Here is a 21,298-nt window from a genome sequence, read left to right on the forward strand (position 1 = left end):
TCATTTTCCTGTTGGAGGAACCATACAATGAAATTGCCTGATCAAGTCACGATTTACGAAGTAGGCTTACGGGATGGGCTTCAGTTAGAGTCAAAAGTATTAACGGTGGATGAGAAGGTTGAGATTTTTTCTTTATTGCAGAAGGCAAATGTATCTGAGATTGAATTTGGTTCGTTTGTCCATCCAAAACTCGTCCCGCAAATGGCCAATACGGCAGCATTTCACGAACATCTAAAGTCATACCCTGAGCTGAGCCTGATCGCTCTTGTTCCTAATTTGAAGGGGCTCGAGCTGGCTAAACAAACAGGCGTAAAGTCCGTCAATTATGTTTTTTCAGCAAGTAATACCCATAACGAACAGAATGTTCGGCAGACCACCGAACAGTCATTGGAAAACTTCAAGCATTTATCTCAATTTGCATCAGATAACGAGATCAACCTTAACGTTACAGTTGCTACCTCATTTGGCTGTCCCTTTGAAGGTCCAGTTCCGCGACAACGCATCATGAATCTGATTGAACAACTTCTCTTACATAACATCAAAAGAATTACACTAGCAGATACAACAGGAATGGCCAATCCGAAGCAGGTCTATCAATTGACGAAGGAAGTCGTGAATGAATGGAAGAATGTTGAATTTGGCTGCCACTTCCATAACACAAGGGGAATGGGGCTTGCCAATATCCTTGCCGGTTTAGAAGCTGGAATCACCGTTTTCGACGCATCCTTAGGCGGGATTGGCGGCTGTCCATTTGCCCCTGGAGCAACAGGTAATGTTTGCACGGAGGATGTGGTCCATATGATAGAAGAAATGGGCGTCCGCACTTCTATCAGTCTTGATGGTTTAATCGAAGCTTCCCATCGGCTGGGGGAATTACTGGAACATGACTTGCCAGGTCAAGTCGCAAAAGCAGGGAAAAGCTCACGCTTGTATCCTGTACCAAATAAAACTACAAGTTCTTTATGTTGAGGGGATGAGGATATATGCTAGTTAAAACCTATGAAACGATCAAACTAGAGCGGGCGGAGAGCCATCAAGGAATCGGCGTTTTAACCCTGAACCGTCCGGAATCCATGAACGCGATGAATACAAAAATGGCGTTGGAATTAATCGAAGCTTTTGAGGAACTTAAATACGATGAATCGGTCCGCGTTTTGGTGCTTACCGGGTCGGGTACTAAGAGCTTTTGTGTGGGGGCCGACTTGAAAGAGCGGAATGGCATGTCCCAGAAGGATTGGAAGAAACAGCATGATTATTTTGAAAAAGTAACCGAGTGTATCCGCGAATTCCCGTATCCAGTGATTGTTGCCATTAATGGTTACGCACTGGGAGGCGGCCTTGAAATGTCTCTAAGCTGTGACATTCGAACCGCAGCAGAGGGTGTTGGACTCGGACTGCCGGAGGCGAAACTGGGATTAATTCCTGGCATCGGCGGTTCTCAATTGCTTCCTCGCATTCTACCAATTGGGTTAGCGAAGGAAATGTTGTATACCGGGAAACGGATTACAGCAGAAGAAGGTAAGCAGTGGGGACTAATTAACCATGTATTTGAGAGTGAAGCCCTTTTAGTGGAAACTATTAAACTAGCTGAAACCATTGCTATAAATGCACCTCTTTCCTTAAAAGCTTTAAAGAAAGCGGTTAGTAAAGGGACTGAAACAGATTTGGCCACGGGTCTTGCCTTAGAATTAGAAGCCTACTATAGATGTGCTAACTCAGAAGACCGGTTGGAAGGCATTTATGCCTTTAATGAAAAGCGGGCTCCGGAGTGGAAAGGGCGTTAATTCGTTGGAAAGGAAAGGGTTATTTGCGGGTAAATGGGTGTAACTTGCGGAAAACCGAGTTTAATTTGCGGATAAACGGTCTTTACTTGCGGATAACCCAGTCCAACTTGCGGGTATACAAAACAGTACTATGCAAACCATTAAAAAATGATCGTGGAGGTATATAAAAATGACAAATACAAAACTAGTAGAAAACACAGAACACGAAATGATTCGGAAAAGCGTTCGAGCTTTATGTGAGCGCTTTCCGGAGGAATACTGGCGGGAAACTGATGAAAAAGATGCTTATCCTACCGCCTTTGTCCAAGCGCTAACCGAAGAGGGATGGTTATCCGTATTAATTCCTGAAGAATACGGCGGTGCTGGACTAGGAATGACGGAAGCTTGCATCATTTTAGAAGAGATCAATCGCTCAGGCGGAAACTCCGGTGCCTGCCACGCCCAAATGTATACCATGGGCGCTCTTCTCCGCCATGGGAATGAGGACCAGAAACGAAGATATCTTCCTAAGATCGCAAGCGGGGAACTTCGCCTGCAAGCATTCGGCATCACCGAACCTACCGCTGGAAGCGATACAACCAGCATCCAAACCTTTGCTGAAAGAGTTGGAGACAAATACGTGGTTCATGGTCAAAAAATCTGGACATCAAGAGCGGCGCATTCCGACTTAATGTTGTTATTGGCTAGAACGACACCAAAAGACCAAGTAGCAAAAAAGACTGACGGGTTGAGCCTGTTTATTTTAGACATGAAGGAACAAGCGGATAAAATCGACATCCGCCCGATTGATACGATGATCAATCATGCGACTACAGAAGTATTTTTTGAAGGAGCGGAAATCCCGGTTGAAAATCTAATCGGGGAAGAAGGAAAAGGATTCCGCTATGTGTTAGGCGGAATGAATGCAGAGAGAATTCTCATTGCATCTGAATCCATTGGTGATGGCATGTACTTTGTTGATAAAGCGGTCCAATATGCCAATGAGCGCGAAGTATTTGGCCGTCCAATTGGGAAAAACCAAGGGGTTCAATTCCCAATTTCTAAAGGCTATATGGATATCCAAGCCGCTAAATTGATGAGAGATAAGGCTGCTGAAATGTTTGATGCTGGAATGGATTGCGGGGCCGAGGCGAACATGTCAAAATATCTTGCATCCGAAGCTACATGGCGCGCAGCGAATGCCGCAATGGACACATTCGGCGGATATGGTTTCGCAAAAGAATACAACATCGAACGGAAATTTAGGGAAGCACGTCTATTCATCGTAGCACCGATTACCAATAACCTGGTTGTAAGTTTTGTTGGACAGCATGTCCTTGGATTACCACGTTCATTCTAAAACAACATCAGGAGGACCTTTTTTAAAAAAGGGTCCTCTCTTTGAAAAGGGGGAGCCAAGATGCCAGGACCACTAAGCGGTATTAGAGTAGTGGATGTAACAACAAATGTTTCAGGGCCAAGTTTAACGATGATTCTAGCTGATTTAGGTGCAGAAATTATTAAAATTGAGAGACCTGATATTGGTGACGATTCGAGAGGAATGGGTCCTTTTTGGGAAGGGGAAGGTGTTTATTTCCTTCATATCAACCGTAATAAACAATCGATCGTCATCGATTTAAAAAAGGAAAGCGGCCGAGAGATTGTCTACGACCTTGTCAAGACTGCAGACGTTTTTGTAGAAAACTTCCGCTTTCAAAAAGCGAAAAAAATGGGCCTTGGTTATGAGAGACTAAAAGAACTGAATCCTTCGTTGGTGTATTGTTCCTTATCAGCCTACGGCCAAGATGGCCCTCTTTGTGACCGCCCCGGTTACGATGCCATTGCCCAAGCAGATTCCGGCATTATTGGAATTAACGGTGCGGAAGGGGCAGAGATTGCCCGTGTTCCAGTTTCAGTCCTCGATCAAGGGAGTGCGATGTGGGGAGCGATTGGGGTGATTTCGGCACTTTTTCATAAACAAAAGACGGGAGAAGGACAATTAGTCACTACTTCCCTTTATGAAACTGGGGTCTTCTGGGTCGGCTATCATATGCTGTCATGGCTTGCGACAGGTACGGAGCCTAAGAAAAATGGTGCCGGACATACGGCGTTTGCACCGTATGGGGCCTTCCACGCAAGTGACGCACCTGTGATTATTGGAATCTCCAATAATTCCTTATTCAAACGTTTATGCAAGGTACTCGGAAAGGAAGAATGGGTTGAGGATCCGCGCTACAAAAATAACCCTGAGCGAGTGGAGCATCGAGAAAATTTAAGAGTGGCGATTGAAAACATTCTCCAAGCTAAAACGGCGGATGAGTGGGTACAGCTATTAGTAGATGCAGGAGTCCCAAGCTCAAAGGTGAAGAAAATATCAGAAGTAGTCCAGGATCAGCAGACAGAAGCGATCCAGATGTGGACTGATGTTGAACACTCAACTATTAAAGACTTCAAACTGCCAAGACTTCCTTTTGAGCTTAGCAGTTCACCTGTGTCCATTCAAAAGGCTCCACCTAAACTGGGCGGGAACACAGAGGAGATATTAAACAAGCTTGGTTACAACAAAGAACAAATAGAACAGCTTTTAAATGATGGGACCATCCAAATAGACGCTAAAAAGCTAGAATCGCATAAATAGTTTCCAAGGAACCCACTGCCAAATTGTAGGCAGTGGGCGTTCGTTTTCTTGTTGACAACACTAATTGGCAGGAAATACAGTAAATGTAAAAGGGGACAGAGAGGGGAAACCGTAATGAAAGCAATTGTTGTCACCGGCTTTGGCGGTACAGAAAACCTAAAATACAAAGATGTTGAAATGCCAGTTATAGCTGACAATGAAGTATTAATTAGAGTTGTGAAAACGAGTGTGAATTTTGCCGATATTAAATCAAGATACGGGCAAAAAGGAGCAACACTACCGTTTATCCCAGGTCTAGATGCCACAGGCTTTATTGAAAAGATAGGGAGCAAGGTATCGGGGCTTGAAGAAGGACAAAGAGTCATCGCCTTCCCGAAAAATGGTTCTTATGCGGAATATGTGGTGGCATCGGATCAATTAGTCTTTACCATCCCGGATGAATTGGATTTCAAGACAGCAGCAGCTTGTCCGATTGTGTCTTTTTTGTCCTATCGTTTATTGAAAAATATCGCTGCCATTCAAAAGGGAGAAACGGTATTAGTTCATTCGGCTGCTGGCGGAGTAGGGACAACTGCCATACAAGTTGCCAAGATATTGGGAGCAGCAAAGGTCATTGGGACTGTCGGCAGCAGGGATAAAATAAGATTGGCTGAAGAATGTGGAGCGGACTTCGTTATTTGCTATGAGGAGGAAGATTTCGCTCCCATTGTAAATGAGATTACCAATGGGCAGGGTGTGGATATTGTTCTCGACTCCATTTCTGGAGCCGTCACGGAAAATAGCTTCAATTGTTTAGCGCCATATGGCAGGCTGGTCCACTTCGGTAATTCCAGCGGCCATGTAGGAACAATAAAAACGGTTGATTTACATGCTAGCTGCAGAAATGTATTGGGTTTTAGTCTAGGGACAACGAGAAAGTTAAGGCCGCATTTATTAAAAGAAACAGCTGAAGAAGTTTTTCCTCTTATAGTGAATAATCAGCTGAATATTAAAGTGGGACATGAGTACAAGTTGGAAGAAGCGGCAGAGGCCCATAACCTTATGGAAAATAGGCTAAGTATAGGAAAAATAATATTGAATGTTGATCCAAATTTTTAATTAGTTCATACCTATTACTTTGGTTAAAAAGAGGAATAAATACCCATATTAAATATAAATAAAATATTTAAGGGGAATTCCCATGATTTATATTTATAATGACTATGGCGGCACACATACTACTTCTTTGGCTGCGGCCTATCATTTAAAACAATTACCTCAATCGGAAAGAAAACTAACTACCGAAGAAATATTAAATGTGAAATATTTTAACAAACTTACGAAAAAGGATTTTGGAAAACTCATTTTTCATGGTACGGATGAGGATGGGAACAAAGTTTATACGATTGGCCGGAAAAGAAACAAACTCGTTGTACCAGCGATGAAGGAGATGATTTTACTACTTCAAGAGAAATTTCAGTTTGAAGAAAAAATCGTTTTTTCCAATACCTCACCAACCGTTCCGCTTTCTATGTCTTTTGGGGGATTTTTTTCTAGAGGCTTAAAGATAGACTTTATTGGTGTACCGTTACTAGTGAGAGGTGCCAAGCAATGCTGCGATAATATTTATCGGTTGGTGGAAAACACCAAACAAGTCGGAAAAACCCCATTCAATGAAAATGTGATTATTTTAGACAATGAAATGTATAAGTAATGGGAGAAACAGCAATGCAAGGGGCTATTGAAGTCATCTTACGGACATTTACCGCTTTTATTTTATTATGGTTATTTGTCATGGTTCTCGGTAAACAGACGATTGCACAGAGGTCCTATCATCTTTATATTGCTTCAATTACGATGGGAACAATTGCAGGAAATCTAGCATTCAATGTTAAGGTGAAATTCCTGTATTTTATTATTGCGATTATTTTAATGGGTACCATTGTTTTTATGCTAAATTGGGTTGCTGTTCAAAAGTCGCGCATAGGGAAATGGATTGCAGGTGAACCGGCCACCTTAATTCAAAACGGACAAATTCTTGAACAGTCCATGGAGCAAATGGGTTATTCACTGCAATCTCTTAAACAGGCTTTACGTGCTAAAGATATCTTTAACGTAGAAGAGGTGGAGTGCGCTATTTTAGAGACAAATGGGTCACTCTCTATATTAAAAAAAGAGAAATACCAAAATGCGACCAAGCAGGATTTAAATTTACTTTCACCAACAAGGAATATACCAGTAGATAATTAGAGTTTCAAAACAATATGAAACAAAGGAAACAATGAAGAGAAAACTATCTCTTCTTTTTTATTTTCACTTCATAACTAAAATTATTTTTTAAGTAAACAAGGGAAACGAGATTATTTTTAAAAATACGGTTATGAAGGAGTGAATTATATGAAGGTTCAACCTATCATAACAAAACAAAATAAAGAAAGATATGTACTAATAAATGGTTTTGGCGAAGTTGTTGTTCCTGTAGCAAGATTTCTAAAATTCAAAGATAATATGAGTTTTGCAAGAAATACACTGCGTCGATATTGTTATGACCTTAAACTTTTTTTTGAGTTTTTAGAGCAGAAGCAGTGCTCGTATAACGAAGTGAATATGGATTTATTAGCTGAGTTTGTAAGTTGGCTTCAAAACCCACATCAAAACACAAAGGTTCTAAGTTTAAAAGAAGTACAAGAATCAAAAAGAAGTGCGAGAACTATTAATAACTGTTTAAATTGCATACTGGAATTCTATGATTATTTATTGAAACATGAAGAATTCTCTTTAACAATTAATGATAAATTCAAAAGACAAGTTTCAGGAAATAGAAGCAATTATAAGAGTCTTCTTCATCATATAAGTAAAAATAAAGTGAACTTAGTTAATACCTTAAAGATTAAAGTACCAAAACAACGATTGAAAATTTTGACTCCAGAACAAGTTGAAACACTTTTAAATGCCTGTAACAATTCACGGGATAAATTCCTTCTTTACCTACTTTATGAAACTTCAATGAGAATCGGAGAGGCTTTATCACTTAGATTTTCTGATATTGTGCCTGGATTACGTAAAATTCACATTAAAGACCGTGGAGAACAAGAGAATATGGCAGAAATTAAAACTGTTAATAGCGAAAGAACTATTGACTGTTCACAAGAGCTAATAAACTTATATAGTTCATACGTTCTAGAATATCATACAGAAGATGTTGATACCGACTTTGTTTTTATCAAACTACATAGAGAAAACAGGAATCAACCAATGACATATACAACGGTAAATGGATTATTCAATAATTTAAAAAGGAAAACTGGCATTAACATAACACCTCACATGTTTCGTCACACGTCTCTAACAGAGTTATGGAGAACCGGTGAAATGAGACCGGAAACTCTTAAAGAACGTGCTGGTCATAAACATATTCAAACTACTAATATTTACATACAAGTTAGCGAAGAGGATGTTCGCGAAGACTGGGAAAAAGCTGTGCAAAAAAAGAAAAGAGGAACTAACGATGTCGATAGGTAATGCACCATCAATCTTGCGTTTGTTAGAAAGAAATAATGAAATAAATATTGAAGTAAGTGGTTATTGGGAAACGGATAAGTGGGATTTAAAAAGTGAAAATTTAATGCAATTTGGTAAATATACTGAGCCTCTAAAAAGGCGTTATGTTAATTTTTCTGATTTTATTATTCCCTTAAAGATAGAATTAAAATTTTACTATTTAACAAAGTTAAAAACTGGAGAGATAACATTAAACACATTAATTTCTCATGCCTGTGATTTTAGTCATTTAAAAGGATTTTTAAAAAAATACTACCCTTACATCGAGGGTTTCGTGGATATACCGGAAAACGGCGTAAAGAAGTGGAAAATGTACCTTTTTGATAAGGGCTTAAAAGATTATACGCCAAGAACAGAACTTTTAAAGCGGATTATCTCTTTTTTTCAGGATTATTATGATGAACGTGACGAGTTCGAAAAAGACATTTGGGATTTTAGAAAAATACCAGGAGCAAAATTCACAAAAAATAGGACTAGTTATAAACTAAATTTCACCAATACCCCTGCTTTGTTTAAAGAACTAATTAAATCTTATTGTAAATATAAAGTCAGCACTAATGAATCGCAAGTAACCATAAATGCTAAGTTAAGAACAGTAAATTTCTTTTTAAAGTATATTCTTAATCAAAATCCCGATTGGAAAAGCTTAAATGGATTAACAAGAAAAGAGATGGAAGATTATATGAGTTATTTACGCTCATATAGAAGTGATTCTGAATATAGTTTTGAACGAGATTTAATAAATATTCGTGATTTTCTCGAACATCTGGAAAGAACTGAAAATGAATTAGGTCCAAGAAAGTCTTTAAATACATTGTTGTTTAAAGAAGATTTTCCAAAAAGAAATCAGGATAATAATAAAATCAAACATATTCCGGAAGATGTAATAGCACAATTAGAAAGCTTTTTAAACACATCTCCAGAGGAATTATTTCCCCCATTGTCGGAAAGTGATGCAGATAAAATCCCTATTGTTATTTTACTTTTAAGAACTGGTTGGCGCATTAGTGATATTTTAAATTTACGTTACCATAACTGTTTGTATTATAACAATGGATGGTACTTACAAGGTGACATACCAAAGGTAGATGTGAAGTCTCATCGAGTTCCAATTGACGAGGAAGTTGCTAAAATGATACAGGCTGTTGTAGAAACGACCAAGAAGAATTCTACATCTGAGAATAACCCACAAAAATACTTGTTTCCAACTTTAAAAGGAAAAAGAAGAGGTTTACCAATCTTAGCTGTTTCCGTTTCGAATGCACTTAATAAATGGGCAACCAATTATAGAATAGTTGGATACGATAGAAAGCCTTATTACTTTAGAAATCACGCATTTCGCCATACCAAAGGTATAGAACTTGTAAACGCAGGAATGAGTATTCTCCATATACAAAAATGGATGGCACATTCCTCTCCTGAAATGACTTTGGTTTATGCAAAGATAACTGATGATACTTTAAGGAAAGAATGGATTAAAGCAAAAGAAAAATCCAATTTATTAAAAATAGACATTAACCAAGGTACGATTTCTGAAGTTGGCGATGAGGATTCCTTGGAATGGGAATACATACGTAGTAATTTAGAAGCAGCAAAAGTGCCGATGGGTTATTGCATGGCTTCAAAAAAAATGGGCTGCCCATATGTAGAAACACCTTGTCTAACATGCACAAACTTTTGTACAACACCAGATAATCTGCCAGAATTTGATGCTGAAATTAATAACTTAGATAGTTTAATAGAGCGAACAAAGGATATGCCTATTTGGAATGAAAAAAACCAAAAAAGAAAAGAAAGACTTACTGAAATTCGAAATACATTAGCTATTGGTAAAATACATCATCCAGCCGGAAAAGCAATGAGAGAACGTCTGAAAGGAATTAATTAAATGGCAAACAATACTCCTAAAAATAATACTGGTAACTTACTTAAACACGCACAATCAAAAAGCCGGATTTCACATGAGAAAGTTGAATTGGCAATAAAAAAAATGATTAAGAACAAAGAATTAATTAATTTCAATTCAGTGGCAGCAGCAGCAAAAGTATCAAAACCATTTCTTTACAACAACAAAGAAATAAGAGAACGAATCGAAACTTTACGAAAACAACAAGAAAATGTAAGTAATCCAAAAACGATAAAACGGAACATGAGTGACCAAAGCAAAGATGCTCTAATAGAAATTTTAAGAATGAGAATAAAAGATTTAGAAATGAAGAATAAAGAATTGACTAAACAATTACAACAATATTTGGGTAATATTTACGAACAAATATAAAATAAAGGTTCTCATCAATTGTATTTGGCAATTAAAAAATGCTATAAACGTCAGTATGTTTTAAGAATGTAAAAAGAGCCAAAATACGCAAGTAGTGCATAAAAACTTGCATATTTTTGGCTCTTTATTTTTACTCCTTATTGCGCTAAAGCCCCCTTTAGCTTAAGTACAATACTTCACAATCTTAGTCTAAACCTTATTAATTGTTCTATTTATTAATAAAGGAAAAAACAAGATAAACTGCTGCCGCCCACATGATTAAGGCAGATATTTTATTAAGAATCGACAAAAAGTTTCCAGACTTATCAATTTTCCCTATGATTCTACCAACCATTGAAAGCCCAATAAACCAAATCCATGAAACCATAATACATGTAACAGTAAATATTATTTTTTCTTCTCCCTGGTATTGTAATGAACTGGTTCCAATTACCCCCACAGTGTCCATGATTGCATGTGGATTTAATAAAGAAACAGATGCTGCAAATAATACTTGTTTCTTTAAAGAAAATTTAATTTCCTCAGAATTTCTTTGACTATTTGGTTTACTATTCCATGTGGTCCATCCCATATACACTAAAAAAATAACCCCTCCTGTGATTAAAATGACTTTCATCCAAAAGGAACTTAAAATCAGTAAGGAAACGCCTAGAACAGATATTGAAATTAACAGGGTGTCGCAAAGGGAAGCTGTTATAACCACGGGTAAAACATTCATATATCGTGGTTGTAGTGCCCCTTGGTTAAAAATAAAAACATTTTGGACACCCAGTGGTAGAATTAATCCAATTGCAAGAATAAACCCATGAATAAATGGTTCGAACATCAAAAATTCCCCTTTCTTTTTATGCTCCAAAGTCAATTGTAGTTGAAATGTTGTCTTTGTCTCCTACCAATTGGGTGGAAACCAAACCAACCAAGTAATATAATAGTTTACAAAAAGGAGAACTTTTTGATGTTTACAACCGATTGGAAACCAAATAAATCATCTTCAGTACCATTACATAAGCAGATAACTGATTATATTAAAGAAAAAATATCAAATGGTGAATGGACAATAGGATATAGGCTCCCTCCCCAACGTACTTTAGCAAAAGAGTTCGAAGTAAATAGAAGTACAGTTGTAACTGCATATGATGAATTAATAGCTGAAGGACTTATTGAAGGAAAAAGCGGCAGTGGAACCAGAGTGGTAAACAATACTTGGAACTTGTTAGCGACTAACCCTCCCCCCGATTGGAATTCATATGTAAAGGTAGGAAATCACAAGCCCAACTTGCCAACGAATCAAGAAATAAATCAAGCAGAATTTATTCCTGGTATAATTCGCCTCGGAACTGGAGAATTATCACCAAATCTTATTCCGAGTACAATGATGAAAGAAATATTTCATCAATTGTCGTATAAGGAAATTTCTTACGGATATGAAGAGCCTAAGGGGTTGCTCCCCTTAAGAGAACAGATAAGCAACTATTTAAATACAATTGGGATTTCTGCTTCTCCTTCTTCCATTTTAATCGTATCAGGAGCATTACAAGCTCTACAGCTTATTAGTGTCGGTTTATTGCATAGGGGTTCTACCGTATTAACAGAAAAGCCATCATATCTTCATTCTTTAAATGTCTTCCAGTCAGCGGGTATGCGTTTAACGGGCATCCCACTGGATAAAGAAGGTATTCAAGCCAATCTGATTCAACAATATAAAAAACAACAGAAAGCTGCTTTACTCTATACTATTCCTTCATTTCATAATCCAACTGGTACCTTAATGACTGTTGAAAGACGGAAACAATTGCTGGATAATTGTCAACAAGAACAACTACCCTTGATTGAAGATGATGTCTACCGAGAATTATGGTTTGATGAACATTCACCAAAACCAATTAAGGCTTTTGACAAACATGGACTTGTCCTTTATTTGGGAAGTTTATCTAAATCTTTAAGTCCTGGTCTTCGTATTGGATGGATTGTTGGTCCAGAACCAGTAGTTGAGCACTTAGCTGATATTAAAATGCAAACCGACTATGGTTCTAGCTCTTTATCACAGTGGGCAGCAGTAGAATGGTTCTCCAGTGGACTTTACTCTACACATCTTAATGATGTAAGAGAACAACTAAAAACTCGAAGAGATTTTACTTTAGATATTTTGAATAAGTATTTTTCTGATATTGCAGTTTGGGAAAAACCAATTGGAGGATTTTATATTTGGTTGCGTTTGTTACCGACACTCTCTATGAGAAAATTATTTGAAGTTGCACTTTCAGAAGGAATACTACTGAATCCAGGAAATGTTTATGATAATCAAGCTGAACAATATCTGCGAATCTCCTATTCATTTGCTTCTCTTCCGAATATCGAGGATGGTCTTAAACGCTTATCAAAAATTGTTAAAACAATAACCAAATAAGGGCTACATTTGTAGCCCTTATACCTCGATTCTTTGTTTAACTAAACTGCTCTTTAGTTGAAGAAAAAAAGCCGGCTGTAACCGCAGCCGGAACTTTAAGTAATGCACCCCGTTAGTAAAAAAAGACGGAATATATTATAATCCCTAATATTATTACAAGAATAAGTATTCCAGTACCTTTCCATCCCAAACTACCAACCAAATCAACAAGACTGCCATTGTTTGCTCTGTTAAAAGCATCGTTCAGATTGCCTGTTGGATTACCTTTTAATTCTTGTTGTCTTAATATCTCTCTTTTTTGTTCAGGAGTTTCTTTGTTGTCTTGCATTTAAACACCCCCTATAAATTAAACAATCTTTCCTTATAAATTTAACCACTAAAATCCATTAACATATTCAACAATCGCACCCTTTAGTTTAATAACGGGGATTAAGATTCTTTAAATCTTCCTCTTTAATACCTTCTTTCTGTCCTTGTTCGTTGAGTTTGTAATTAGATTGAAATACATCATTATCTTGTGCAAAGTATATATACTCAACTTGTGGCTCATTTTTAAAAGTTACAATTACATAATATGACGGGAGTTTAAAACCCCATTTTCCTTTAATAGATTCTATATCGTCTCTATCAATGCCTTCCTCTTCAACTAGGTAATTAGATACTCTATTTTTGTAGATAAATTTATTTGTTTGGATTGTGATTATCGGGACAATTATTATTCCTACTAATAACACCAGTAGAGTGACGCGAAAAATCTTCCTCGTTCTTTTCAATCTAATACTCCCCCTTGAATTTTTTGTTCACTATCTTTAAGTTCATTAATTCCACAATAAAGCGTTTACCCCTTATAGCCTTGTGTTTCCTATATAATAACATTAATTCCTAAAAATAGTATGAATGCTTATTGAACTAAATTTCCCGTTAGTTCAGTAAGCTTCGCTTTTCGAATATGAATAAATATTAGTGTTTATTCAGGTTAGCTTCTATGTAATGATTCATAAAGATTTATAAACATACTGCCAACACATGCATCAGTTTATTCCCATAACACTCGTTAATTACATATAAACATGGGGAGAACCCTTTTGTATTCTGTTGTTTATTTTTTTAATTACAGTTATCTAATGAGATGATCTATGATGGGGAAATCTTATATGCAAATTTAACCGAAAACGGCTATGACGAAGAATGGATAATGACTGAGCTTAAAAGGAGAAAACTTGCTGTTAATGACATTTCATATGCTGTAATGGGGACAAAAGGAAATTTATATATTGAATTGCTTCGCATGCAATAAAAATAATCCCATCCCTTCAATTTATTTCATTAAAGCTAGATTTCGGTACATCACTTTTTTCTGAATACTATTAAAATAAAAAGCCAGGAGGAATGAAGAGACCTAGTTAAATAAGACAAAGGAAAAAGCACCCCCTGGATCGTATTTAAATAATACGTAACTCAGGAGGTGTTTTCTTATGGGGAAGAAAAATGCTTACTCAGAAGAAGTTAAAATGGCTGTTATTGAGATGAAATTAAGTGGTGAGTATTCAAACCGTGAGATTATGGACAAATTTGGAATAACAAATGTTACTCAGGTCAAAAGGTGGATGCAGTGGTATCGTGAAGGACAAAAATATCGTTTGGCACAGGGGATTGGTAAACAGTACAGTTATGGGAAGGGTCCCGAAGAATTATCTGATATGGAAAAATTAAAGAGAGAAAATGAGTATTTAAAGGCACAATTAGAAATTTTAAAAAAGTACCAAGAAATCGAGAGGAGTTGGTTCCAGAAGCTGTAGTTACCTTAGTTGAAAAATTAAAGGAAAAATATTCTGTAACCTTTCTTTGTAGGTGCCTAGGTATCCCGAAATCAACTTACTATAGATGGAGGAATCAAGGTCCAAAAGGTAAAACTGAACTCGAAATACAAATCACTGAAATTTGTAAACGTCATAAATTTTTAATTGGTCATCGGACAGTTAAAGCCTGGTTATTACGTGATTATAAAAGGAAAGTTAACCGAAATACTGTCCAACGTATTATGCAAAAATATAATCTCCAATGCCAGGTGAAGCCTAAACGTAAGAATAATATAGCTGGAGAAATTAAGATAGTAGTCCCTAACCATTTAAATAGAAATTTTACTTCTTCTAAACCAAATGAAAAATGGGTTACAGATATTACTTATCTGCCATTCGGCCAATCTATGTTGTATTTAAGTACAATCATGGATTTATTTAATAATGAAATAATCGCATACCGAATTAGTACCAGCCAAGATGTGTCTTTAGTGGTAAACACATTAAAAGACGCTGTAGAAGGCCGTGATACGAGTGGCTTAATATTACATAGCGATCAGGGAGCTCAGTATACGTCCCATTCATTTCAAAGAATAGCAAAAGAAAAAGGCATTACCACAAGCATGTCCAGGAAAGGCAATTGCTTGGATAATGCCGTTATTGAATCCTTCCACTCCACCATAAAGTCGGAAGAATTCTACTCTCAAGGAAGAGAGTTTCTTACAAATTCTATTGTAATCGAAAGAGTTGAGAAGTTCATCAATCATTATAATCAAACACGACTTCAGGCAAAATTAAACTACCTGTCCCCTATTGAGTTTAGGGAACAGGCAGCATAAATTGGTGCTTTTTCGTTGTCTCATTTTAATAGGTCAGTTCAGAAATCCTGGCTTTTTATTTGAAATATGTGATACATAAACCAAGTATCGTAAGTCTTTTGAACCGAATTTCCTTTCAAAAAAATCATCTTACCTTAAATGATCATTAAGTACATTTTCCTCCAAAACGGCGAATTTGTCCCCATAAACCTTTGTAATATGGTTTTCTCCCCAAGCACATAATGAATCAAGTATACCTTTCAGACTTAATCCATAATCACTAAGTTCATATTCCACTTTCGGTGGTACTTGATTATGGACGATTCGGTCTATGACCCCGTCATCCTCCAGTTCACGTAATTGCTGCGTTAACATTTTTTGTGTAATATTTGGCATCAGGCGTTTTAATTCGCTTGTACGTTTTTTGCCGTGTGTAAGATGGCAAAGGATGACACACTTCCATTTTCCTCCAATAACTTCCAATGTGGCTTCAACGGCAATATTATACTTCTTATTATTCATGGTGTACCTCCAATTTCATAGGTACTAAAAAGTACCTATCGCACTCTTTGGTGCCTATGGCACTTTAAAGTACGTTCTTTTCTATTAGACTGATATGTTCCATAATAACATGTGCCGGTCAAACTTCAACATATTCAATATGTATCTGCTAGCAGATTAAATAATACAACCATACTGTGTTCAGGAGGGGAACCATATTATGTCCTTTGATAAAAAAAAGAGTACATTAGCGCTCTTGGCATTGGCAGTGAGCGCATTTGCAATTGGAACAACAGAATTTATCAGTGTAGGTTTATTGCCGCTGATTGCGAAAGATTTACAAATCTCGGTTACAACAGCTGGATTAACAGTTTCTTTATATGCATTAGGGGTAACATTTGGGGCGCCGATCCTAACGTCTTTTACATCTAGTATGTCACGAAAGTCTTTATTACTTTGGATCATGATTGTTTTTATTATAGGCAACAGCATTGCAGCCGGTGCTGAAAGTATAGGTGTTTTATTAGTTGCCCGTGTTCTTTCCGCATTTTCACATGGGGTGTTCATGTCGATTGGATCTACTATTGCCGCCGATTTAGTACCTGAAAACCGCAGGGCAAGCGCTATTGCCATTATGTTTACAGGGCTCACAGTCGCTACCATTACAGGTGTTCCTTTCGGTACGTTCATCGGCCAAGAATTTGGGTGGAGAACCTCATTTATGGTAATAGTGGCAGTTGGAATCATTGCTTTTATTGCTACTAGCATCCTTGTTCCATCTCAGTTACGTAAAGGCGTTCGTACAGCATTTCGCGATCAGTTCAAATTATTGTCAAATGGCCGATTAGTACTTTTATTTGCGATTACAGCATTAGGATATGGTGGGACGTTCGTTGTCTTTACGTATTTATCTCCACTGCTTCAAGAAATAACAGGCTTTAAAGAAGGAACAGTTGCTGTGATTTTGCTTGTATACGGTGTTGCAATTGCAATCGGAAATGTTATTGGCGGGAAGGCAGCAAACCGAAAGCCGATTGCCGCATTATTTTATATGTTTATCCTACAAGCCATCGTTCTATTTATCTTAACGTTCACTGCACCATATAAGACTGCTGCCCTCATAACCATCATCCTGATGGGCTTATTAGCTTTTATGAATGTGCCTGGACTTCAGGTCTATGTCGTAATGTTGGCTGAACGTTTTGTACCGAGTGCAGTAGATGTTGCTTCTGCCATTAACATTGCCGCATTTAACGCAGGAATCGCAATTGGTTCATACTTAGGTGGGGTAATAACGGATTCAATCGGGCTCATTCATACGCCTTGGATAGGGGCATTGATGGTAGCAGGAGCAGTGATTTTAACAGGCTGGAGCAGAGCTCTGGAGCGCAAAGATGAAAAAACAGCTGACACAAATCGAAAACAATTTTTTCAATACAATTAGGAGGTAATTTCTTATGACAGCAAAAAATTTAAAAGCTACAACAACTTTAAAGAACGGCGTACAAATGCCTTGGTTTGGCATCGGAGTGTTTAAAGTAGAAGAAGGTCCGGAACTGGTTGAGGCAGTAAAAACAGCGATTAAGCATGGGTATCGCAGCATTGATACAGCAGCTATTTACGGAAATGAAGAAGGAGTCGGACAAGGTATCAGGGAAGGTTTGAAAGAGGCAGGCATTGCCAGAGAAGACTTATTTGTAACCTCGAAGGTTTGGAATGCTGATTTAGGGTATGACTCAACAATCGCAGCCTACGAAAAAAGCTTAAATAAACTCGGTTTAGAATACCTGGATTTATTCCTCATTCACTGGCCTGTAGAAGGTAAATATAGAGAGTCTTGGAAAGCTTTAGAGACTCTTTATAAAGAAGGCAGAGTCAGAGCAATCGGAGTAAGTAATTTTCACGTTCATCATCTAGAGGAATTAATGAAAGGCGCGGAAATCATCCCCATGGTGAACCAAGTGGAGTACCATCCGCGTTTGACTCAAAAAGAGCTTCAAGCGTTTTGCGTGGAACAAGGCATTCAGCTGGAGGCTTGGTCTCCGCTCATGCAAGGCCAATTACTGGATAACTATGTGCTGAAAGAAATCGCTGATAAGTATAAAAAATCAGTTGCACAAGTGATTTTACGCTGGGATTTACAGAATGGCGTTGTGACGATTCCAAAATCAACAAAAGAACATCGCATTGTTGAAAACGCGTCAGTATTCGATTTTATGTTAACAGAAGAAGACATGAAACGAATTGATGGCTTGAACCAGAATCACCGTGTCGGTCCAGACCCAGACAATTTTGATTTTTAAATATACCGATTTGGGACTCATCATGAAGATGGGTCCTTGTTTAGTTTACAAATAATAAAATATCTTATTTTCCTTATTTTTAATATGGTAATATTAATAGTGATTTAATGATTTTGGAAATAAGAGGTAATAGAGATAATGGATGAACAGGACTGGATAATCTTAAAGGTTCTATACGAAAAAAAGAATATCACGAAAACGGCTGAGAGTTTATATATATCCCAACCATCATTAACGAAAAAAATTCAACAAATAGAAAAAGAATATCAAGTCGAAATTGTCAAACGGGGAACGAAAGGTGTTCACTTTACACCCCAAGGAGAATATTTAGCTCAATGTGCGGATGAAATGCTGGGTCGTCTCCAACAGATTAAAGATACAGTAATAGATATGGGAGAAGAGGTTAGCGGAACCTTACGGTTAGGGGTTTCTAATTACATAACCAGGCACAAGCTGCCACACCTTTTAAAGCTTTTTCGTGAACAGTTCCCAAAAGTAAATTATAAAGTTACCACGGGATGGAGCAGGGATGTGTTTAATCTTGTATATAATCGAGATGTTCATATTGGAATGGTCCGTGGGGACTATCAATGGCCAGATTCAAAAATACTACTCTTTGAAGAAAATCTCTGTGTGACTTCATTAGAAAAAATTGAACTTCGTGACTTGCCTCAACTGCCGAGAATTGAATATGAAACAGATGCCTTATTAAAGACTATGATTGATAATTGGTGGAGTGGAGAATTTTCACAGCCGCCTTTTATAGGCATGGAAGTGGATAAAGCCGATACATGCAAAGAAATGGTATTAAACGGATTGGGATACGGAATCCTTCCTAGTGTTCTTATTCAGGAGCATCAACACCTTAACCGGATCATTCTAAAAAATAAAAAAGGGGATCCTATTGTAAGAAAAACATGGATGTTCTATCATGAAAAATCTCTTGAGACCAAAGTAATTAAAGAGTTTGTAGAGTTTGTGAAAAAATTGGATTTTAAATCTTCTATTTAAAAAAGCGTGGGCAAATGCTCACGCTATTTTTAACGTAAAATTCCGCATGAAATATGTGGTAGGAAAGTAAAATGGTGATTTTGGAAAGTATTTCGTGAAAAAGTGGAAGTAAAATGATCAAAGTGGAAAGTATCAGTTCGGATTTAGAAGTAACCACCCCAAATCGGAAAGTATATCCAAATAAATGGAAATTCCTCAAAAAAGGTCATTGAAAATTACCTGAGCCAGGCTGTGCGCCTGGCTTTTTTGTGTGAAATACCACGTAAAATATGGGTAGGAAAGTAAAATGGTGTTTTTGGAAAGTATTTCGTGAAAAAGTGGAAGTAAAATGATAAAAGTGGAAAGTATCGGCTCAAATTTGGAAAGTAACCACACCAAATCGGAAAGTATATCCAAATAAATGGAAAATTTTCAAAAAGGTCATTGAAAATTACCTGAGCCAGGCTGGGCGCCTGGCTTTTTTGTGTGAAATACCACGTAAAATATGGGTAGGAAAGTAAAATGGTGATTTTGGCAAGTATTTCGTGAAAAAGTGGAAGTAAAATGATCAAAGTGGAAAGTATCGGATCAAATCTGGAAAGTAACCATAACAAATCGGAAAGTATATCCAATTAAATGGAAATTCCGCGAAAAAAGGTCATTGAAACTGTGCCAGGCTGTTCGTCTGGCTTTTTTCATTGGTGCCAAACAGGAATCGGTGTCATTCCTTTTTTGAATGAAGGTCGATAATTTATTTGTATTTCAACTATTTGGATATTGTTTTTAAAATGAAATGGATAAGGGGTGAGAGTAATTGGAGAACAATTCAAAGAAACTTATTACATTTATAACGGAGCAAGAAGGGAAAGATATCGAGGCAATCTTGACGGATGAGATCGTGGGGACAGTTGGATTTAGTTTTATGAGTTACATTACAAGCTCAAAAATTCATATTCAATCCGGAAGAATAACGGCGAGTGAACCAATTACAGGAAAATATTTTTGCTTACCGGTCAACGGCATCAAGCAGATTTATGATGAAAGCAATGGACCGTACGATCTAGCATTAACAATTGAATATAACAATGGTTATTCCATTTTTATACAAATATTTGAATCTTAATAGTTAATTTACAGATATCATTCTTTAAATGGAGAGGATTATTTTATGAGCATTTTATTTCACATCACTTTGTATGTTATTTTACCCATATTTGCCCTTATTGGAGCTGGGGCTTTTCTTCATAGAAAATTTAAATTCGATATGCATACCTTATCGAAATTAAATACGTATTTCCTCATGCCTGCTGTGAGTTTTAGCAATGTCTATCAGAGTAAAATTAGAGGGGATACACTCCTGCAAATTCTTAGTTTCCTAGTCTTACAAAGTCTTTGTTTAATGGTTTTCAGCACAGGCATATCAAAAATGGCGAAATTTGAGAGCAGCCTTTCATCCACTTTTAAAAACAGTGTGGTACTAGTGAATTCGGGTAATTATGGATTACCAGTTAGCCAGGTTGTTTTTCAGCAAAATCCTCTTGGTCTATCGATCCAAGTTGTGGTGATGATATTTCAAAACCTCTTAACTTATACATATGGATTATTTAATTCTGTTTCTGTTGATAAGGCAAAATTCCAGGCGTTCAAAGCATTTTTGAAAAACCCTGTATTCTACGCTTTTTTGTTTGGGGTCTTTCTCAATGCAGTATCAATAAAAATTCCAGAATTCATCTGGACCCCTATTGAAAATACTTCAAACGCATTTATAGCAATCGCACTTGTTACTCTTGGCGCACAAAGCGCATTCCTGAAAATAAGCAGCTTTTCGCTGCCTTTAGTTCTAAGCCTGATCGGACGTCTCATTTTTTCACCGTGTATGGCATTGATCATCATCTTAACATTGAAGCTGGACGGTATTACAGCACAGTCATTGTTTATTGCGAGCTCTTTTCCAACTTCAAGAAATAGTTCGCTGTTTGCACTGGAATATGGAAACCATCCTGAATATGCAGCTCAAGCCGTTTTGTTGTCTACCATATTCAGTATGATGACAGTAACGACAGTTATTTTTTCTGCTCATTTGATGTTTTCATAAGGAGTCTTAGTTAACACATAATTTTTAGTTTGATAAAAAATGCCGAAACTCTAAGGGTTCGGCCATAATTTTTTCACTGATTTATAACACTAAATTCATAATAAACTGTTCACCAAGAGGACCTGCATTCAGCATAATTTTTCACTCACTTTATCGTAACCTAAAA

The 21,298-nt window shown here is 37.1% G+C and carries 22 protein-coding genes; 18 read left to right on the top strand and 4 right to left on the bottom strand.

The window, feature by feature from the left end; translation table 11 throughout:
- The first annotated feature begins 27 nt into the window (after window positions 1-27).
- The 10 genes from KHA99_RS19215 to KHA99_RS19260 all read left to right on the top strand — a co-directional run bounded on the left by KHA99_RS19215 (window position 28) and on the right by KHA99_RS19260 (window position 10,219).
- Window positions 28-969 (top strand): hydroxymethylglutaryl-CoA lyase, encoded by a 942-nt coding sequence (locus KHA99_RS19215; RefSeq protein ID WP_213119114.1) that lies wholly within the window; start codon window positions 28-30, stop codon window positions 967-969.
- Between the two features lie 14 nt (window positions 970-983).
- Window positions 984-1,784, top strand: a complete 801-nt coding sequence (locus KHA99_RS19220) for an enoyl-CoA hydratase/isomerase family protein (protein ID WP_213119115.1) — start codon at window positions 984-986, stop codon at window positions 1,782-1,784.
- A 169-nt stretch (window positions 1,785-1,953) separates the two neighbouring features.
- On the top strand, window positions 1,954-3,123 hold the full coding sequence (locus tag KHA99_RS19225; protein WP_213119116.1) for an acyl-CoA dehydrogenase family protein: 1,170 nt from the start codon (window positions 1,954-1,956) through the stop codon (window positions 3,121-3,123).
- A gap of 60 nt (window positions 3,124-3,183) precedes the next feature.
- Window positions 3,184-4,401 (top strand): CaiB/BaiF CoA transferase family protein, encoded by a 1,218-nt coding sequence (locus tag KHA99_RS19230; protein WP_213119117.1) that lies wholly within the window; start codon window positions 3,184-3,186, stop codon window positions 4,399-4,401.
- A gap of 114 nt (window positions 4,402-4,515) precedes the next feature.
- Window positions 4,516-5,499: a quinone oxidoreductase family protein gene (locus KHA99_RS19235; protein WP_213119118.1), complete on the top strand. Its 984-nt coding sequence runs from the start codon at window positions 4,516-4,518 to the stop codon at window positions 5,497-5,499.
- Window positions 5,500-5,581: 82 nt separating this feature from the next.
- Window positions 5,582-6,094 (top strand): DUF3189 family protein, encoded by a 513-nt coding sequence (locus KHA99_RS19240; RefSeq protein WP_213119119.1) that lies wholly within the window; start codon window positions 5,582-5,584, stop codon window positions 6,092-6,094.
- Window positions 6,095-6,108: 14 nt separating this feature from the next.
- The gene (locus KHA99_RS19245) at window positions 6,109-6,630 is read left to right on the top strand and encodes a DUF421 domain-containing protein (RefSeq protein WP_213119120.1); all 522 of its coding nucleotides are present in this window, start codon (window positions 6,109-6,111) and stop codon (window positions 6,628-6,630) included.
- 147 nt (window positions 6,631-6,777) lie between these two features.
- Window positions 6,778-7,902 (top strand): tyrosine-type recombinase/integrase, encoded by a 1,125-nt coding sequence (locus tag KHA99_RS19250; protein WP_213119121.1) that lies wholly within the window; start codon window positions 6,778-6,780, stop codon window positions 7,900-7,902.
- Window positions 7,889-9,829 (top strand): tyrosine-type recombinase/integrase, encoded by a 1,941-nt coding sequence (locus tag KHA99_RS19255; RefSeq protein ID WP_213119122.1) that lies wholly within the window; start codon window positions 7,889-7,891, stop codon window positions 9,827-9,829. The genes KHA99_RS19250 and KHA99_RS19255 overlap by 14 nt, the downstream gene beginning before the upstream one ends.
- On the top strand, window positions 9,830-10,219 hold the full coding sequence (locus KHA99_RS19260; RefSeq protein WP_213119123.1) for a DUF6262 family protein: 390 nt from the start codon (window positions 9,830-9,832) through the stop codon (window positions 10,217-10,219).
- A 208-nt stretch (window positions 10,220-10,427) separates the two neighbouring features.
- On the opposite strand, the gene KHA99_RS19265 is transcribed toward KHA99_RS19260, so the two are convergent.
- Window positions 10,428-11,045: a LysE/ArgO family amino acid transporter gene (locus tag KHA99_RS19265; RefSeq protein WP_213119124.1), complete on the bottom strand. Its 618-nt coding sequence runs from the start codon at window positions 11,043-11,045 to the stop codon at window positions 10,428-10,430.
- Between the two features lie 129 nt (window positions 11,046-11,174).
- Between KHA99_RS19265 and pdxR the strand changes: the two genes are divergently transcribed.
- Window positions 11,175-12,626 carry a MocR-like pyridoxine biosynthesis transcription factor PdxR gene (gene pdxR / locus KHA99_RS19270; RefSeq protein WP_213119125.1) on the top strand — a complete coding sequence of 484 codons (1,452 nt, stop codon included), beginning with the start codon at window positions 11,175-11,177 and terminating at the stop codon, window positions 12,624-12,626.
- A gap of 112 nt (window positions 12,627-12,738) precedes the next feature.
- Here pdxR and KHA99_RS19275 read toward each other — a convergent pair whose 3' ends face one another.
- A complete protein-coding gene (locus KHA99_RS19275) occupies window positions 12,739-12,954 on the bottom strand; it encodes a DUF6366 family protein (protein ID WP_213119126.1) in 216 nt (71 codons plus the stop codon).
- Between the two features lie 88 nt (window positions 12,955-13,042).
- The gene (locus tag KHA99_RS19280; RefSeq protein WP_213119127.1) at window positions 13,043-13,399 is read right to left on the bottom strand and encodes a DUF3139 domain-containing protein; all 357 of its coding nucleotides are present in this window, start codon (window positions 13,397-13,399) and stop codon (window positions 13,043-13,045) included.
- A gap of 356 nt (window positions 13,400-13,755) precedes the next feature.
- On the opposite strand from KHA99_RS19280, the gene KHA99_RS31570 reads away from it, so the two are divergent.
- Window positions 13,756-13,923: a YetF domain-containing protein gene (locus KHA99_RS31570; protein ID WP_372447619.1), complete on the top strand. Its 168-nt coding sequence runs from the start codon at window positions 13,756-13,758 to the stop codon at window positions 13,921-13,923.
- 178 nt (window positions 13,924-14,101) lie between these two features.
- A protein-coding gene (locus KHA99_RS19285; RefSeq protein ID WP_213117572.1) for an IS3 family transposase occupies window positions 14,102-15,264 on the top strand; the annotation gives its coding sequence in 2 pieces (ribosomal slippage) (window positions 14,102-14,381 and window positions 14,381-15,264; 1,164 coding nt in all).
- A gap of 129 nt (window positions 15,265-15,393) precedes the next feature.
- On the opposite strand, the gene KHA99_RS19290 is transcribed toward KHA99_RS19285, so the two are convergent.
- Window positions 15,394-15,765: a winged helix-turn-helix transcriptional regulator gene (locus KHA99_RS19290; protein ID WP_213119128.1), complete on the bottom strand. Its 372-nt coding sequence runs from the start codon at window positions 15,763-15,765 to the stop codon at window positions 15,394-15,396.
- A 199-nt stretch (window positions 15,766-15,964) separates the two neighbouring features.
- On the opposite strand from KHA99_RS19290, the gene KHA99_RS19295 reads away from it, so the two are divergent.
- From KHA99_RS19295 to KHA99_RS19315, 5 genes are all read left to right on the top strand, one after another.
- Complete coding sequence (locus KHA99_RS19295) at window positions 15,965-17,188, top strand: MFS transporter (protein ID WP_213119129.1); 1,224 nt, start codon at window positions 15,965-15,967, stop codon at window positions 17,186-17,188.
- A 13-nt stretch (window positions 17,189-17,201) separates the two neighbouring features.
- A complete protein-coding gene (gene pgoN / locus KHA99_RS19300; RefSeq protein WP_213119130.1) occupies window positions 17,202-18,047 on the top strand; it encodes a glyoxal/methylglyoxal reductase in 846 nt (281 codons plus the stop codon).
- A gap of 138 nt (window positions 18,048-18,185) precedes the next feature.
- Window positions 18,186-19,058, top strand: a complete 873-nt coding sequence (locus KHA99_RS19305) for a LysR family transcriptional regulator (protein WP_213119131.1) — start codon at window positions 18,186-18,188, stop codon at window positions 19,056-19,058.
- A 793-nt stretch (window positions 19,059-19,851) separates the two neighbouring features.
- Window positions 19,852-20,160: a hypothetical protein gene (locus KHA99_RS19310; protein WP_213119132.1), complete on the top strand. Its 309-nt coding sequence runs from the start codon at window positions 19,852-19,854 to the stop codon at window positions 20,158-20,160.
- 45 nt (window positions 20,161-20,205) lie between these two features.
- Window positions 20,206-21,132: an AEC family transporter gene (locus KHA99_RS19315; protein ID WP_213119133.1), complete on the top strand. Its 927-nt coding sequence runs from the start codon at window positions 20,206-20,208 to the stop codon at window positions 21,130-21,132.
- Window positions 21,133-21,298: the final 166 nt, after the last annotated feature.

It is taken from the genome of Neobacillus rhizophilus, from assembly GCF_018343535.1.
In the GTDB taxonomy this organism is placed as follows: Bacteria; Bacillota; Bacilli; order Bacillales; family Cytobacillaceae; genus Neobacillus; species Neobacillus rhizophilus.

Coding starts and splice junctions, on each gene's coding strand:
- KHA99_RS19225 (WP_213119116.1), top strand. CDS start 1,954: ATGACAAATACAAAACTAGTAGAAAACACAGAACACGAAATGATTCGG.
- KHA99_RS19295 (WP_213119129.1), top strand. CDS start 15,965: ATGTCCTTTGATAAAAAAAAGAGTACATTAGCGCTCTTGGCATTGGCA.
- KHA99_RS31570 (WP_372447619.1), top strand. CDS start 13,756: ATGATCTATGATGGGGAAATCTTATATGCAAATTTAACCGAAAACGGC.
- pgoN (WP_213119130.1), top strand. CDS start 17,202: ATGACAGCAAAAAATTTAAAAGCTACAACAACTTTAAAGAACGGCGTA.
- KHA99_RS19220 (WP_213119115.1), top strand. CDS start 984: ATGCTAGTTAAAACCTATGAAACGATCAAACTAGAGCGGGCGGAGAGC.
- KHA99_RS19260 (WP_213119123.1), top strand. CDS start 9,830: ATGGCAAACAATACTCCTAAAAATAATACTGGTAACTTACTTAAACAC.
- KHA99_RS19265 (WP_213119124.1), bottom strand. CDS start 11,045: ATGTTCGAACCATTTATTCATGGGTTTATTCTTGCAATTGGATTAATT.
- KHA99_RS19240 (WP_213119119.1), top strand. CDS start 5,582: ATGATTTATATTTATAATGACTATGGCGGCACACATACTACTTCTTTG.
- KHA99_RS19305 (WP_213119131.1), top strand. CDS start 18,186: ATGGATGAACAGGACTGGATAATCTTAAAGGTTCTATACGAAAAAAAG.
- KHA99_RS19290 (WP_213119128.1), bottom strand. CDS start 15,765: ATGAATAATAAGAAGTATAATATTGCCGTTGAAGCCACATTGGAAGTT.
- KHA99_RS19255 (WP_213119122.1), top strand. CDS start 7,889: ATGTCGATAGGTAATGCACCATCAATCTTGCGTTTGTTAGAAAGAAAT.
- KHA99_RS19215 (WP_213119114.1), top strand. CDS start 28: ATGAAATTGCCTGATCAAGTCACGATTTACGAAGTAGGCTTACGGGAT.
- KHA99_RS19275 (WP_213119126.1), bottom strand. CDS start 12,954: ATGCAAGACAACAAAGAAACTCCTGAACAAAAAAGAGAGATATTAAGA.
- pdxR (WP_213119125.1), top strand. CDS start 11,175: ATGTTTACAACCGATTGGAAACCAAATAAATCATCTTCAGTACCATTA.
- KHA99_RS19245 (WP_213119120.1), top strand. CDS start 6,109: ATGCAAGGGGCTATTGAAGTCATCTTACGGACATTTACCGCTTTTATT.
- KHA99_RS19235 (WP_213119118.1), top strand. CDS start 4,516: ATGAAAGCAATTGTTGTCACCGGCTTTGGCGGTACAGAAAACCTAAAA.
- KHA99_RS19250 (WP_213119121.1), top strand. CDS start 6,778: ATGAAGGTTCAACCTATCATAACAAAACAAAATAAAGAAAGATATGTA.
- KHA99_RS19315 (WP_213119133.1), top strand. CDS start 20,206: ATGAGCATTTTATTTCACATCACTTTGTATGTTATTTTACCCATATTT.
- KHA99_RS19230 (WP_213119117.1), top strand. CDS start 3,184: ATGCCAGGACCACTAAGCGGTATTAGAGTAGTGGATGTAACAACAAAT.